At 66.2% G+C, this 14,215-nt stretch carries 13 protein-coding genes and 2 tRNA genes; 10 read left to right on the forward strand and 5 right to left on the reverse strand.

Annotated elements, in window-relative coordinates; genetic code table 11:
* Positions 1-37: 37 nt before the first annotated feature.
* The gene (gene pepN, locus KIK15_RS16135; RefSeq protein ID WP_250324835.1) at positions 38-2,695 is read right to left on the reverse strand and encodes an aminopeptidase N; all 2,658 of its coding nucleotides are present in this window, start codon (positions 2,693-2,695) and stop codon (positions 38-40) included.
* A gap of 169 nt (positions 2,696-2,864) precedes the next feature.
* Here pepN and KIK15_RS16140 point away from each other — a divergent pair, with 169 nt between their 5' ends.
* The 4 genes from KIK15_RS16140 to sthA all read left to right on the forward strand — a co-directional run bounded on the left by KIK15_RS16140 (position 2,865) and on the right by sthA (position 6,367).
* Positions 2,865-3,509 carry a DsbA family protein gene (locus KIK15_RS16140; RefSeq protein ID WP_214245753.1) on the forward strand — a complete coding sequence of 215 codons (645 nt, stop codon included), beginning with the start codon at positions 2,865-2,867 and terminating at the stop codon, positions 3,507-3,509.
* A 44-nt stretch (positions 3,510-3,553) separates the two neighbouring features.
* Entirely contained in the window at positions 3,554-4,027 is a 474-nt protein-coding gene (locus tag KIK15_RS16145) for a ribose-5-phosphate isomerase (protein WP_214245754.1), read from the forward strand.
* A 4-nt stretch (positions 4,028-4,031) separates the two neighbouring features.
* The gene (locus KIK15_RS16150; protein ID WP_214245755.1) at positions 4,032-4,826 is read left to right on the forward strand and encodes an Fpg/Nei family DNA glycosylase; all 795 of its coding nucleotides are present in this window, start codon (positions 4,032-4,034) and stop codon (positions 4,824-4,826) included.
* A gap of 110 nt (positions 4,827-4,936) precedes the next feature.
* Positions 4,937-6,367: a Si-specific NAD(P)(+) transhydrogenase gene (gene sthA / locus KIK15_RS16155; RefSeq protein ID WP_214245756.1), complete on the forward strand. Its 1,431-nt coding sequence runs from the start codon at positions 4,937-4,939 to the stop codon at positions 6,365-6,367.
* Positions 6,368-6,382: 15 nt separating this feature from the next.
* On the opposite strand, the gene KIK15_RS16160 is transcribed toward sthA, so the two are convergent.
* A complete protein-coding gene (locus KIK15_RS16160; protein WP_307851937.1) occupies positions 6,383-7,024 on the reverse strand; it encodes a L,D-transpeptidase in 642 nt (213 codons plus the stop codon).
* Positions 7,025-7,315: 291 nt separating this feature from the next.
* Positions 7,316-7,389 (reverse strand) — tRNA-Gly (locus tag KIK15_RS16165).
* A 249-nt stretch (positions 7,390-7,638) separates the two neighbouring features.
* Between KIK15_RS16165 and KIK15_RS16170 the strand changes: the two genes are divergently transcribed.
* From KIK15_RS16170 to KIK15_RS16195, 6 genes are all read left to right on the forward strand, one after another.
* Positions 7,639-7,712, forward strand: a tRNA-Pro gene (locus KIK15_RS16170).
* Positions 7,713-7,798: 86 nt separating this feature from the next.
* Positions 7,799-9,193, forward strand: a complete 1,395-nt coding sequence (tig, locus tag KIK15_RS16175; protein ID WP_214245758.1) for a trigger factor — start codon at positions 7,799-7,801, stop codon at positions 9,191-9,193.
* A 173-nt stretch (positions 9,194-9,366) separates the two neighbouring features.
* Positions 9,367-9,978: an ATP-dependent Clp protease proteolytic subunit gene (locus KIK15_RS16180; RefSeq protein ID WP_374222869.1), complete on the forward strand. Its 612-nt coding sequence runs from the start codon at positions 9,367-9,369 to the stop codon at positions 9,976-9,978.
* 75 nt (positions 9,979-10,053) lie between these two features.
* Entirely contained in the window at positions 10,054-10,749 is a 696-nt protein-coding gene (locus tag KIK15_RS16185) for an ATP-dependent Clp protease proteolytic subunit (RefSeq protein WP_214245759.1), read from the forward strand.
* A 251-nt stretch (positions 10,750-11,000) separates the two neighbouring features.
* Positions 11,001-12,281 carry an ATP-dependent Clp protease ATP-binding subunit ClpX gene (gene clpX, locus KIK15_RS16190; protein ID WP_214245760.1) on the forward strand — a complete coding sequence of 427 codons (1,281 nt, stop codon included), beginning with the start codon at positions 11,001-11,003 and terminating at the stop codon, positions 12,279-12,281.
* A 258-nt stretch (positions 12,282-12,539) separates the two neighbouring features.
* Entirely contained in the window at positions 12,540-13,349 is an 810-nt protein-coding gene (locus tag KIK15_RS16195; protein WP_214245761.1) for an FkbM family methyltransferase, read from the forward strand.
* Between the two features lie 30 nt (positions 13,350-13,379).
* On the opposite strand, the gene KIK15_RS16200 is transcribed toward KIK15_RS16195, so the two are convergent.
* Together KIK15_RS16200 and KIK15_RS16205 are read right to left on the reverse strand one after the other, a co-directional pair.
* On the reverse strand, positions 13,380-13,856 hold the full coding sequence (locus KIK15_RS16200) for a DUF2029 domain-containing protein (RefSeq protein ID WP_214245762.1): 477 nt from the start codon (positions 13,854-13,856) through the stop codon (positions 13,380-13,382).
* Between the two features lie 3 nt (positions 13,857-13,859).
* Positions 13,860-14,087: a helix-turn-helix transcriptional regulator gene (locus KIK15_RS16205; protein WP_250324836.1), complete on the reverse strand. Its 228-nt coding sequence runs from the start codon at positions 14,085-14,087 to the stop codon at positions 13,860-13,862.
* Positions 14,088-14,215 lie beyond the last annotated feature (128 nt).

Here is a 14,215-nt window from a genome sequence, read left to right on the forward strand (position 1 = left end):
CCGTGACAGGTGCGGCCGATGTCGTCTGCTCAGTGCGTCATCGCCCGATGACGGGGTCGCGGTCGAACGCGCGCGCCGCCATCGCCCGATCCAGCTCGGCGCAGCCGTCGAGGACCGTTCGACGCACCGTGTCGGACAACTCGCCGGACAGTGCGGCGTCGATGCGGGTGCGGTCTGCGGCGTCCTGTGCCCACACCGGGAACAGGCCGGCCGCGATGGTCAGTGCCACCTCGGTGCCCCGGCGTTCTTGCAGCGATCGGATCGCCACGAGATAGTCCGTCGTGTACGGGGCCAGCAGCGTCGCCTGGCCTGGACGGACGAACCCGTCGACCATCGAGCGGATCAGGGCGCTGGAGCGGTCCTCGCAGTGCACGATCTGATTCCAGGCCCACGCCTTGGCTGCTGCCGTAGGCAGCGCTGCGCGAGCTGCTGCCGCCATTCGGACGCCGGTTGCAGTCGGGTCGTCGGCGGCGTAGCGATCGATGATCGCGTTGTCCGGCGCGCAGTCGGGACCAATGTCGACAGCCGGTGTGTGCTCGCCGGCGAGGTGACCAGATCCAGCCAACGCCACCACGATCGCACCGCGCAGATCGGGATCGACGGCCAGGCCGGGCAATCCCACCCGCGCAGGGTCGGCGCCGTCGAGCAGAGACCGCGCCAGGGCAGCGGCGGAGCTGTCGAGGACGCCTGCGAGCACAGCCGTGACGAAGGCACGCTGATGGTCGGAGCCGGGTGCGGCCGAGCGCGCCAGATCGGTGAGCTGGTCACACCACCGCGACCAGCCGACGGTCCAGGCCCACGCTCGATCGCAGTACCGATCGAGCGCCACTGCGGCGTGCCCGAGAAGCGCTGCGATGATCGGGATCTGGGTCTCGGTGCCCACCGCGGCGAGCACCGCCGCCACGAAGTCGCGGGCCCGGACCCGAGCCGACCGGGTCATCTCCCAGCACGACGTCCAGATGACGCTGCGGGTCAACGGATCTGTGATGTCACGCACCCGACGCATCGCGGTACCGACTGCGTCGCCGAGGTCGACGAGGCAGTAGCTGAGGTCGTCGTCGTTGAGCACGCTGAGCACCCCGACGGCCACGCCGTGCAGTTCTGGCACCGGGGTGCGATCGCCACGTACGTCCACCTCGGTGCGCGCCACGCGGACCAGGCGCCCCTGTTCGGACCCGGCACCACCGGGGTGATCGTAGACACCGACGGCGAGACGATGCGGCCGCCGATGCTCACCTCCTTGGGTGCGGACGATGTCAACCGAGGTGAATCGGCCTGCTGTGCATTGAGTCTCGAGTCGGAACTCGTCGACTCCGGTGGTGCTCAACCAGCGCTGCGCCCAGTCGTCGAGGTCACGACCTGATGTCTCCTGCAGGGCTGCGAGCAGATCGGCGAAGGTGGTGGAACCGAAGCGGTGGCGATCGAAATAGGTTCGCAGGCCGCGAAGGAACCGCCGCTCGCCCACGTGCGCGACCAGTTGACGGATGACCGCCGCGCCCTTGGCGTAGGTGATCCCGTCGAAATGGGCGTCCACCACCGCCACGTCGCTGATCCGGGTGGCCACCGGGTGCGTCGTGGGCAGCTGATCCTGTCGATAGGCCCAGACCTTCTCGTCGATGGCGAAGGTGGTCCACGCGTTGACGTATTCGGTTGCCTCGGCCTGACACCATGCCGCTGCGTAGGTGGCGAAGGATTCGTTGAGCCACAGGTCATCCCACCACGCCATGGTGACCAGATTGCCGAACCACATGTGCGCCAACTCGTGGAGCAGGGTGGCTGCCCGCCGTTCGACGACCGCCGCCGTCGCGCGGGAGGTCAGCACGTACCGGTCGTCGACGGTGACCGCCGCGACGTTCTCCATGGCCCCGGCGTTGCACTCGGGAACGAACAACTGGTCATATTTGCCGAACGGATAGGCCACCCCGAAGTGCCGGTGAAAGAACGCGAAACCCTGCCGGGTCTCGGCGAAGATGCGCTCGGTGTCCAACGAATCGGCAAGGGAGGCGCGGCAATACAGCCCGAGCGGCACTTCGGCCAACTCGTCGCGATAGGTGTCGGTGAACCCGACGTAGTGTCCGGCGACCACCGCCACGAGGTAGGTGGCGATGGGTTCGGTGGTGGCGAACACGTGTCGGCCAGGACCGCTGCGAGCGTCATCACGACGCGCATTCGAGACCACCGACCAGTCCGGCGGTGCACTCACCGAGACCGATACGGCCGCCTTCAGGTCGGGCTGATCGAAGCAGGCGAACACGCGTGTGGCGTCGGCCGTCTCGAACTGGGTGTGCAGATAGATCCGTGCGTCCACCGGATCGACGAAACGATGCAGTCCCTCGCCGGTGCTCGAGTACTCGCAGTCGGCCACCACGGTCAGGCGATTGTGCGCCCGCAGGTCCGCCACGACGAGCCCGGATTCGGCTGTGTAGCCACAGACGTCGAGCGCCACGCCGTCGAGCTCGGCGGAGACGACTCGGCGGGCGATGAGATCGATGAACGTCGAGGCCCCGGGAGTGGCCGTGAAGACGACCGTGGTGGCGCTTCGGAAGGTCGCTGCGTCGGGCTCGGTCAGGTCGAGATCGATGTCGTAGGACTCGACGGTCACCGTGGCACTGCGCTCGATCGCCTGCTCGTGGGTCAGGTTCGGCCGACCCAGACCTGATCCGGGGCTGTCGTGGGAGGGGTCGACGGGTGCCATTGCTCCATGATCGTCGGTCGGGATGGTGCACCGGTGGTCGGTGTCCGGGAATTATCGGACCGAGGTGGGCGGTTGCACGGATGTCTGACCCGACGCTGATCGCCACCGCAACCCTCATCCGGGATGAGCGGTCTCGGTCAGCGCCCGACTTCGTCGCTGAGGAGCTTGCATGAACGCCACCGCCGCCGCACCCGACACCTCCGCCAACACCACCCGCGACCGGGTCGACTTCTGGTTCGACCCGCTGTGCCCGTGGTGCTGGATCACCTCGCGGTGGATCCTGGAGGTGGAGCAGGTCCGCGACATCGACGTGCAGTTCCACATCATGAGCCTGGCAGTGCTCAACGAGGGCAAGGACATCCCCGCCGACTACGCCGAAGCACTCAAGAACGCGTGGAAACCGGTGCGGGTCCTGGCCGCTGCGGTGGCCGCACACGGACCCGAGGTTTTGGGCCCGCTGTACACCGCGATGGGAACCACCATCCACAACAACGGGATCAAAGACCATGACGAGGCGATCGGGGTGTCGTTGCAGGAGGCCGGGCTGCCGGCCGACCTCGCCGCAGCCGCCGATTCCACCGAGTTCGACGAGGAGATCAGGGCCAGCCACCATCGCGGCATGGACAAGGTGGGTGACGACGTGGGCACCCCCACCATCCACATCAACGATGTCGCGTTCTTCGGCCCGGTGCTCTCGCGTATCCCCCGTGGTGAGGATGCCGGTCGCGTGTGGGACGGGTCGGTGCTGTTGGCCGGCTACCCGTATTTCTTCGAGCTCAAGCGCAGCCGCGACGAGGGTCCTCGCTTCGACTGACCGCGATGGTCACCGGGGCGTGGGCACCTGACACAATCGACGACATGCGCGTTTACCTCGGTGCCGACCATGCCGGATTCGAACTCAAGAACCTGATCGCCGACCACTTGAAGGCGGCCGGGCACGACGTCGTGGACTGCGGTGCACACGTCTACGACGCCCTCGACGACTACCCGGCGTTCTGTATTGCCGCGGCCGCAGGTGTCGTCGCGGATCCGGGAAGCCTCGGAATCGTGTTGGGCGGCAGCGGAAACGGCGAACAGATCGCGGCCAACAAGGTTCCCGGGGCCCGATGCGCGCTGGCGTGGAGTGTGGAGACCGCACAGTTGGCGCGTCAGCACAACAACGCTCAGCTCATCGGCATCGGGGGTCGGATGCACAGCACCGACGAGGCTTTGGCCATCGTCGACGCCTTCCTCGCGACACCGTGGTCGGAGGAGCCAAGACATCAGCGGCGCATCGATATCCTGGCCGAGTTCGAGAAGACCGGGGTAGCGCCGGAGCTGCCGGCGTCCTGACGACATGCCCGAAGGACACACGATCCACCGGCTCGCCCGGCTGCATCAGCGGCGCTTCCGCAACCAGCAGGTGGCGGTGTCGAGTCCTCAGGGCCGATTCGCCGAGGAGGCTGACGAGCTCGACGGACAGGTGTTCACCAAGGCGGAAGCCTGGGGCAAACACCTGATCCACCACTACGATTCGGGCGCGATGGTGCATGTCCACCTTGGGCTGTTCGGTCGCTTCTCGGATGTCAAGGCCCCCATGCCGCCACCGGTCGGCGAGGTGCGGATGCGGATCGAAGGCGACACCCACGGCGGCGATCTGCGCGGGCCGACCGCATGTGAGCTGTTCACCGAAGAGGACCTCGACGCGCTGGTTTCTCGGTTGGGTCCCGATCCGCTGCGTGCCGATGCCGAACCCGAGCGTGCGCTCCGCCGGATCAGCCGGTCCACCCGCGCGGTCGGGGCCTTGCTGATGGACCAGAAGGTGATCGCCGGTATCGGTAACGTCTACCGGGCCGAGGTGTTGTTCCGCGCCGGGGTGAACCCCATGCGTGAAGGAAAAGCGTTGGGGGAGCGTGATTTCAACGCGATATGGGATGACCTGGTCGACCTGATGGCCCTCGGGGTTCGCAAGGGCAAGATCATCACCATCCGCCCCGAGGACGATCACGGTCCCGGTGGCCCGCGCGGACGTCCGCGCAACTACGTCTACCGCCGCCGGGGTCAGCCGTGTCGGGTGTGCGGCAACACCATCCTCGGTGAGGTGATGGAGGGGCGAAACCTGTTCTGGTGCCCGAGCTGTCAGCCGGACTGATGGCGCCGACCATTCGGTAAACCACGCTTCACCTGGAAGAAACATGCGGTGCCAGGCCGTTTGCCACACTGGACGCGCCCCATCCGCCCCAGGCATCGGAGTTGAGAACAGTGGACCATTTCGATCTGGTGGTCATCGGATCCGGCCCAGCCGGGCAGAAGGCCGCGATCGCTGCGGCCAAGCTGGGCAAACGCGCCGCGGTGATCGAGCGCCGGGACATGGTCGGCGGGGTGTGCATCAACACGGGCACGGTTCCGTCGAAGACCATGCGCGAAGCGGTGCTGTACCTGACGGGATTGTCGCAGCGGGAGCTCTACGGTCAGTCCTATCGGCTCAAGGCCGACATCACCGTCGCCGATCTGTCCGCTCGCACCCAGCACGTCGTCGGCAAAGAGATCGACGTCATCCAGAATCAGTTGGCGCGCAACCGCGTTGCCCTGTTGATCGGCAGCGCGCGGTTCATCGGCCCCCATCAGATCGCAGTCGACGGTGTCGACGGTGACTGCACCACCGTGACCGCCGAGAACGTGGTGATCGCGGTCGGGACCCGTCCCGCCCGACCGAGCTCGGTCGATTTCGACGGCGCCACGATCGTCGACTCCGATCAGATCCTGGGCATGGACCATGTGCCGCAGTCGATGGTGGTGGTCGGTGCCGGGGTGATCGGAATCGAGTACGCGTCGATGTTCGCTGCGCTGGGCACCAAGGTGACGGTGGTGGAGAAACGTCCCACCATGCTCGACTTCTGCGACAAGGAGATCATCGAGGCGTTGCAGTATCAGCTGCGCGATCGCGGAGTGACCTTCCGCTTCTCCGAGTCGGTGAAGACGGTGGAGACGCATTCCGGCGGCACCATCACCGTGCTGGAGTCGGGGAAGAAGATCCCCGCCGACACCGTGCTGTATTCGGCTGGGCGCCAGGGCGTCACCGACGAACTCGACATCGACAAGGCAGGCCTGTCCGGCGGTGAACGCGGTCGGTTGGTGGTGAACGAGAACTTCCAGACCAGCCAGCCCCACATCTATGCCGTGGGCGACGTGATCGGCTTCCCGGCGTTGGCGGCCACGTCGATGGAACAGGGTCGCCGCGCGGCCTACCACGCGTTCGGTGAACCGGCGGGCGGTGACTGCGGGGTGCAACCGATCGGGATCTACTCCATCCCCGAGGTCAGCTACGTGGGAGCCACCGAAGACGAGCTGACCACCGACAACGTCCCGTTCGAGGTGGGTGTGGCCCGCTACAAGGAGCTGGCCCGCGGGGCCATCATGGGCGACTCGTACGGGATGCTCAAACTGTTGGTGCACGCCACCGACCGCACCCTGCTGGGCGTGCACGTGTTCGGTAGCAACGCCGCGGAGTTGGTGCACATCGGCCAGACGGTGATGGGCTGCGGTGGCACGGTGGACTACCTGGTCAACGCGGTCTTCAACTATCCGACGCTGGCCGAGGGGTACAAGGTGGCCGCACTGGATGCGGTCAACAAGATGCGCGCCATCTCCCGGGTGATCGGGGCGAGCCAGGAACACGAGTTGGGGGTCTGACCGCCCCCTGAGGGGTCAGCTGCCGGGGACGTACTGCCCGCCGATGGTGCCGCGCACCACGATCGGGGTTCCCGACGGGAAGTTCTCGTAGGCCCACCGCGCGTTGTCGAGGTTGACGTTGATGCACCCGTGGCTGACGTTGGACCGGCCCTGCTGTTCGACCGACCACGGTGCCCCGTGCAGGAAGATGCCATCCCAGCTCATCCGGATGGCGTACTCGACGTAGGTCCGGTAGCCGCCGGGCGAGTCGATCGGGACGCCGTAGGTGGACGAGTCCATGTACATGTCGCGGTACTTCTCCTTGGTGAAGTACACGCCGTTGGGGGTCGGGTGGTTGCTCGACCCCATCGAGATCGGCATGGTCCGCACGACCTTGCCGTTGTGCCACACCGTGAGCTGGTGGGAGGCATCGTCGGCCAACGCAACCCAGCCGGTCTTGGTGGCCACCGGGGGCGCGGGTTGTGCCGGATCCGGCGCCGGCGCGGGCGCCGGCGGCTTCGGAGCCGGTGTGGGGGCGGGTTTGATCGGGGCCGGGAACAGCGGTCGCAGGAAGTCCGGCAGGGGGACGCCGGGCAGCCCGGGCACCGTGGGTGGGGGAGCCGTGGGTGCGGCGTCGGCGACGGCGGGGGCGACGCCGAGGACCACCGCACCGCTCACCGCGATGGTGACGGTGCGAAGAGCGATTCGGTGAGATCGGGAGGACCTGGTGGGTGACACTTCGGAGAACCTGACTTTCGGGTGGCGGCAATGTCAACGCCCATCAGCGCGCGTCGGGACCTCATCGTGGCACGGGGCCACCGGGGACCCAACCCGACGCTCCGATGACTGAGGCGAAACACGGTCAATGAGGCTGTTGTGGCCGATGTGTCGCCGTCGGTCCCGCGAAACGCCGGCCGATACGCACCCGGCCCCGGTGTCCGAACTGCTCGGACGCCGGGGCCGGGTGGGTGGAGCGGGTGACGGGAATCGAACCCGCGTAGCTAGTTTGGAAGACTAGGGCTCTACCATTGAGCTACACCCGCGGAGCACGCTGCGTCCGGTGGGATCGCCTCCGGGCCGCCGCATGCGCCTGCAAACGCTACCGCACTGCGAACGCGGATCGAAACCCGCACCTCGCGGACTCCTGCCCTGCGGCTGACCGGGCTACTCCGGTGACCGATTCTCCGCGGTGCGCGGCCTACCCGTACTATTCGTGTGTTGCCTTGCCACGGTGTCCGGCCCTCGTCGAGCCGCCGGTCACGACCGCCGTCTGCGGTCATGCGCAGGGTTTCCGGGATGTGGCGCAGCTTGGTAGCGCATCCGCTTTGGGAGCGGAGGGTCGCAGGTTCAAATCCTGTCATCCCGACCCTCGAACCGCTGCCCGTGAGGCATGCGGTCGAAACCGATGTCCGCCGTTCGGTCGACATCGTCACCAGCTAAGGAGTCAAGTTCGTGAAGAGCACCGTCGAGCAGCTGAGCCCGACGCGGGTGAAACTCAACGTCGAGGTCCCCTTCGAGGAGCTCGAGCAGGATTTCGCACGTGCCTACAAGTCGCTGGCCCAGCAGATCCGCATCCCGGGCTTCCGTCCGGGCAAGGCGCCCGCGAAGCTCATCGAGGCTCGGGTCGGGCGCGACGCGGTGCTCGCGCAAGTGGTCAACGACGCCATCCCCGGCAAGTACTCCGAGGCGGTTGCCGAAACCGAGACCAAGGCAATCGGTCAGCCCGAGATCGACCTCGCCGAGCTCGAGTACGGCAAGTCGATCACCTTCACCGCCGAGGTCGACGTGCGTCCGGAGATCACGCTGCCCGATTTCGCCACGCTGAGCGTCGAGGTCGAGCCCATCGAGGCCGATGACGCAGCGGTCGACGAGCAGCTCGAGTCGCTGCGCGCCCGGTTCGGCACGCTCGTCGGTGTTGAACGGCCGGTCGCTGACGGCGATTTCGTCTCGATCGACCTCAACGCCGAAATCGACGGCGAGGAGGTCCCCGAGGCCTCCACGACCGGCCTGTCGCACGAGGTCGGCTCGGGAGAACTCATCGACGGTCTCGACGAGGCCCTGATCGGATTGTCCTCGGGCGAGACGGCGACGTTCACCACCACTCTGGTCGCCGGTGAACACGCCGGCGATCAGGCCGAGGTCACAGTCAAGGTGAACTCGGTCAAGACCCGCGAGTTGCCCGCCGTGGACGACGACTTCGCCCAGCTGGCAAGCGAATTCGACACCGTAGACGAGCTGAAGGCCGACCTGCGTGAGCGCGTCGCCCAGTCGAAGAAGATGGAGCAGGCCTCGGCCGTTCGCGACGCGGTGCTCGACAAGCTGCTCGAGGTCGTCGAGGTCCCGTTGCCCGAGAAGATCGTCGCCGAAGAGGTCGACGGTCAGCTACACCAGGTGCTGCACTCGTTGAATCACGATGAGGAACAGCTCGCTTCGTTGCTCGAGGCCCAGGGCACCACCCGGGAGAAGTTCGAGGCCGAGGCACGCGAGTCCGCCGAGCGCTCGGTGAAGACCCAGCTGCTACTCGACGCCATCGCCGAGCAGCGCGAGACCGAGGTCAGCCAGGATGAGCTGACCCAGCAGATCCTGTTCCAGGCCCAGCGTTACGGCATGGCACCTCAGGACTTCATCGGTCAGCTCCAGCAGGCCGGACAGGTCGGATCGATCTACGCCGACGTACGTCGCAACAAGGCTCTGGCCGGCGTGATCGGTCTGGTCAGTGCTACCGACACCGCCGGGGCCACCATCGACACCACCGAGTTCTTCGGCGGTGCCGACGAATCCGAGGCGACCGGGACCGACGCGACCGGGGCTGGGACCGACGAGACCGAGGCCGAGGCCGCGAAGTAGCGAACACGGTCGCGGGTCGCGCACATCGATCCGCTGTCAGCGAATACAGGCGGCACCGACGCATCGGAGCCGCCTGTGTTCGTTAGTGTCGTTGTCAGGCGACCGCACCGATGCAGCGGTCGCACACCACCGTCCGGACCGAGCAGGGTCCACGAATGTCGAAGGTAGGAACTGTGGCCGAATCGAACATCCACCTCCCAGCGATGGGTACCGGCGTCAGCGCCAGCTCGGGCGTCGCGGGTCTCAACCTCTCCGACTCGGTCTTCGAGCGGTTGCTGCGCGAGCGGATCATCTTCCTCGGCACCCAGGTCGACGACGACATCGCCAACCGGTTGTGCGCGCAGATCCTGCTGCTCGCCGCCGAGGATCCGACCAAGGACATCAGCCTCTACATCAACTCACCCGGCGGATCGGTGACCGCAGGCATGGCCATCTTCGACACCATGCAGCTCGCGCCGTGTGACGTGGCCACCTACGCGATGGGGATGGCGGCGTCGATGGGGCAGTTCCTGCTCGCCGCCGGGGCCAAGGGCAAGCGTCACGCTCTGCCGCACGCGCGGATCATGATGCATCAGCCGTCGGCTGGTATCGGTGGTACCGCCGCCGACATCGCCATCCAGGCCGAGCAGTTCGCGCAGACCAAGAAGGAGATGAACCGGCTCAACGCCGAGTTCACCGGCCAGCCGTTGGAGAAGATCGAAGCCGACGCCGACCGCGACAACTGGTTCACCGCAGCCGAGGCCAAGGAGTACGGCTTCGTCGATCACGTGATCAGCCGGGCCTGATCCGACCGTCCGCCCCCACGCACACCACTCGGTTACCCAGACTTCTCGGTCACCCCAGATTCTTCGGAGACATTCATGAGCAACCTGTTCGGTTCATCTGCCAGCCCCGCCGGTCCGGCCCTGCCCGCGCCGGGTGGATTCGCCCCGGCCGGCGCGCAGAGCCGCTACATCCTGCCCTCGTTCATCGAGCACACCCCCAACGGCATGCGTGAGTACAACCCGTACGCGAAGCTGTTCGAGGAGCGCATCATCTTCCTCGGAGTGCAGATCGACGACACCTCGGCCAACGACGTGATGGCGCAGCTGCTGGTGTTGGAGTCTCAGGACCCCGACCGCGACATCACCATGTACATCAACTCGCCGGGTGGCAGCGTGCCGGCGATGCTGGCGATCTACGACACGATGCAGTACGTGCACTGCGACATCGTCACCGTCTGCCTCGGTGAGGCGGCGTCGGCGGCGGCTGTACTGCTGGCCGGTGGCACCCCGGGCAAACGGGCGGCGCTGCCGAACGCGACCGTGCTGATTCACCAGCCCCGCACGGGCGGCTCGTACCAGGGCCAGGTCTCCGACCTCGAGATCCAGGCCGCCGAGATCGAGCGGATCCGTCGTCGCCTCGACGAGATCCTGTCGATCCACACCGGTCAGGACGCGGAGAAGATCCGCAAGGACACCGACCGCGACAACATCCTGACCGCCGCCGATGCCAAGGAGTACGGGATCATCGACGAGGTGTTCGCCTACCGCAAGAAGTCGGCCAAGAAGTCCTGAGCCGAGATCTCCCGCGACACGCCGCGCACCCGGGCATCCGCCGGGTGTCTCGTGGGCCGGGAGATCCTGTAACCCCGGGGCCGCGTGGTCACGGGCCAGGTGGGGGCGAGAGCTCGCGCTGGATCTGACAATGCGTTTATCGGTCGAAGTTCGGTCGGCTCGCGAGTACGGTCAGTGATACTGGCGAGCGGGGTGGACCGCCCGGAGCGAGGCACACGCGCCGGTGCACTAGGAAGAGGTAGAAGCACACGATGGCCCGAATCGGAGACGGTGGCGACCTGCTGAAGTGTTCTTTCTGTGGGAAGAGTCAAAAGCAGGTCAAGAAGCTCATCGCGGGCCCCGGCGTGTACATCTGCGACGAGTGCATCGACCTGTGCAACGAGATCATCGAGGAAGAGCTGGCCGAGACCAGCGACGTCAAGCTCGATGAACTTCCCAAGCCGTCGGAGATTCGCGACTTCCTGGAGAACTACGTCATCGGGCAGGACACCGCCAAGCGCACACTGGCCGTCGCGGTCTACAACCACTACAAGCGCATTCAGGCCGGTGACCGCAAGGATGCTCGCGGTGGGGAGCCGGTCGAGCTGGCCAAGTCGAACATCCTGATGCTGGGTCCCACCGGATGCGGCAAAACCTATCTTGCGCAAACCCTGGCGAAGATGCTCAACGTTCCCTTCGCGATCGCCGACGCCACCGCGTTGACCGAGGCCGGCTACGTGGGTGAGGACGTCGAGAACATTCTGCTCAAGCTGATCCAGGCAGCCGACTACGACGTGAAGCGGGCCGAGACCGGGATCATCTACATCGACGAGGTCGACAAGATCGCCCGCAAGAGTGAGAACCCCTCGATCACGCGCGACGTCTCCGGTGAAGGTGTGCAGCAGGCGCTGCTCAAGATCCTCGAGGGCACGCAGGCGTCGGTTCCGCCGCAGGGCGGCCGCAAGCATCCGCATCAGGAGTTCATCCAGATCGACACGACCAATGTGCTGTTCATCGTGGCCGGCGCGTTTGCGGGCCTCGAGCGCATCGTGTCGGATCGAATCGGCAAGCGCGGCATCGGGTTCGGCACCGAGGTGGCCAGCAAGTCCACCGACGAGGTGGTCGACCACTTCGCCGAGGTGATGCCCGAAGACCTGATCAAGTTCGGACTCATCCCCGAGTTCATCGGCCGCCTACCGGTTGTGGCCTCGGTGACCAACCTCGACAAGGAGTCGTTGGTCTCCATCCTCTCCACTCCGAAGAACGCGCTGGTCAAGCAGTACGTTCGACTGTTCGAGATGGATGGGGTGGAGCTGGAGTTCACCCCCGATGCGCTCGAGGCCGTGGCCGATCAGGCCATCCATCGCGGCACGGGGGCTCGTGGCCTGCGCGCCATCATGGAAGAGGTCCTGCTGCCGGTCATGTACGACATCCCTGGCCGCGACGACGTCGCCAAGGTCGTCGTCACCGGAGAAACCGTGCGCGACAACGTCCTTCCCACCATCGTCCCCCGTAAGCCGCGCCGCGACGAGCGCCGCGACAAGACCGCCTGAGGCGGTCGAGAAGGGTCGGTCGGTTCGACGGCCCGACGATGATCTGTCCTCACCTCGACCGTCGTCGTCGGCTTCGGCCTGGCATGATCGCGATCACCCGTAGCGGCGTGGCGCGGCGGCAGTCGTTGCGAATCGTACGAGTCGGGTAAAACCTTCGCTATACTCGCTAACTGGGCGCACGATTTGCTTGATTAAACGTCGAATCGCCTTCTGACACGTGCGTTTTGCGCGTGCCACGCTGTCGCGTACGCTCGCGGAGTGACCCAGGCGAAAAGCATCGACTCCGAAATCCTGCGGCGGATGAACTACCGGCATGGCGAGATCTCCTATTTCGCCAACGACATGTACATCGGTCGCGCGCTCGAACTCTACGGCGAATGGTCTGAGGGCGAGGTCGACCTGTTTCGCCAGATCCTCCGCCCGGGAGACCACGTGGTGGAGGCGGGTTCGAACATCGGCGCTCACACCATAGCCCTGGCCAAGATGGGCGTGAATGTCCTCGGCATCGAGGGCCAACCTGTCGTGAAGGCGCTGCTGGATCACAACCTCGCCGCCAACGGGATCACCACGGTCCGTACCGAGCTGGCGATGGTGTCGTGTGCTCCCGGCGAGATCCATCTGCCCCTGCCCGACTACGCCGAGGCTGTGAACGTGGGCGGAGTGAGCGCGCATGCCGCCACCCGCGTCCTGTCGGAGATGGGTGAGGCCGTCGGTGTGGACAAGCTGCCCGCAGTCACCCTCGACGAGCTCGCGCTCGCCCGAGTCGACCTCATCAAGGCCGACATCGAGGGTTTCGAGATCCCGTTCCTGATGGGTGCCGAGGGCACCATCAGCCGAACCCGCCCGCTGCTGTACCTCGAAGCCAACCCGGGACCCACACGACCTGCACTGATCGCGCTCACCCGCGCGCTCGACTATCGCGTGTACGCCCACGAGGTGCAGATGTTCAACCCGGACAACTTCCTGGGCAATCCGGAGAACGTGTTCGTGAACCTGGTGTCCCACAACATCCTGTGTGTGCCCAAGGAGCGTCCGGAGGAGTTCACGGGACTGCTCGAACTCGCCTGACGTTCTCGCTGGATCTCGCCGGCGACCGGCCTACTCGTCGTCGTCGGGACCTGCGGCGTCGCGGCGCGCGCGCATGGTCGCCACCACGGCCGCCGTGGCACCGGCCACCATGCCGATGACGGCGCCGAACCACAGCTCGCCGGGCACCGAATCGGCGAGGTGAACGACCAGCCCGAACACTGCCGCAGCGTAGAGGGTGAGAACCAGAGCCGTTCGGGGGCGGCGCCACCGCGCTGAGGCGTGGGGATCGATCCGGCTGCGCATCCGGAAGTATCGGACGACGGTTGCTGAGATCGATCCCGCTGCGACGAGCAGCCCCAAGGCCGTCCAACAACCGGCCGACCCGCCGATCCAGGGCAGAATGGCCGCCGCGATCAGCGCCGACCACAGCCAGAGCTGAAAACCGATCGCAGATGCTTCATTCCAGGCGTCACGCTGGAACTCCTCGGCGTAGAAGTCGTCGTCGAGATCGCCGATGGCGCGCAGGGTGGCGTGGAATCGTGTCATTCGTCAGTCCTCGTGGGTGAGCGGGAAGAGCTCTTCGACATCAGTGCGCAGTACCCGCGACAGTCGGATGGCCAGATACACGCTGGGCGCGTAGTCGCCTCGTTCGATCGAGACGATGCTCTGGCGACTGACCCCGACCAACTCGGCCAGCTCGCGCTGGGTGAGCGCTGCCCGTGTTCGGGCCAGGCGTACGTGGGTCTCCGACGGTGGGCGGTGCACGGGTGAAGACAAGCATCCTTGACGCCTTGGTGTCAAGGATGCTTGTCACCGATGTTCAGGTCCCACTGGTTTCGGCTGCGCGTGCAACGGCCTGGCGATAGTGTTGAGCACGTCAAACGACCGGCGATCGGCGCCGGATC

Origin of the sequence: Williamsia sp. CHRR-6, from assembly GCF_018474015.1 — a bacterium.
GTDB lineage: Bacteria > Actinomycetota > Actinomycetes > Mycobacteriales > Mycobacteriaceae > Williamsia_A.

Excerpts from the sequence above, each read along its gene's own strand:
- KIK15_RS16140 (WP_214245753.1), top strand. The coding sequence starts at position 2,865 with ATGAACGCCACCGCCGCCGCACCCGACACCTCCGCCAACACCACCCGC.
- KIK15_RS16150 (WP_214245755.1), top strand. The coding sequence starts at position 4,032 with ATGCCCGAAGGACACACGATCCACCGGCTCGCCCGGCTGCATCAGCGG.
- KIK15_RS16145 (WP_214245754.1), top strand. The coding sequence starts at position 3,554 with ATGCGCGTTTACCTCGGTGCCGACCATGCCGGATTCGAACTCAAGAAC.
- KIK15_RS16185 (WP_214245759.1), top strand. The coding sequence starts at position 10,054 with ATGAGCAACCTGTTCGGTTCATCTGCCAGCCCCGCCGGTCCGGCCCTG.
- pepN (WP_250324835.1), bottom strand. The coding sequence starts at position 2,695 with ATGGCACCCGTCGACCCCTCCCACGACAGCCCCGGATCAGGTCTGGGT.
- clpX (WP_214245760.1), top strand. The coding sequence starts at position 11,001 with ATGGCCCGAATCGGAGACGGTGGCGACCTGCTGAAGTGTTCTTTCTGT.
- KIK15_RS16200 (WP_214245762.1), bottom strand. The coding sequence starts at position 13,856 with ATGACACGATTCCACGCCACCCTGCGCGCCATCGGCGATCTCGACGAC.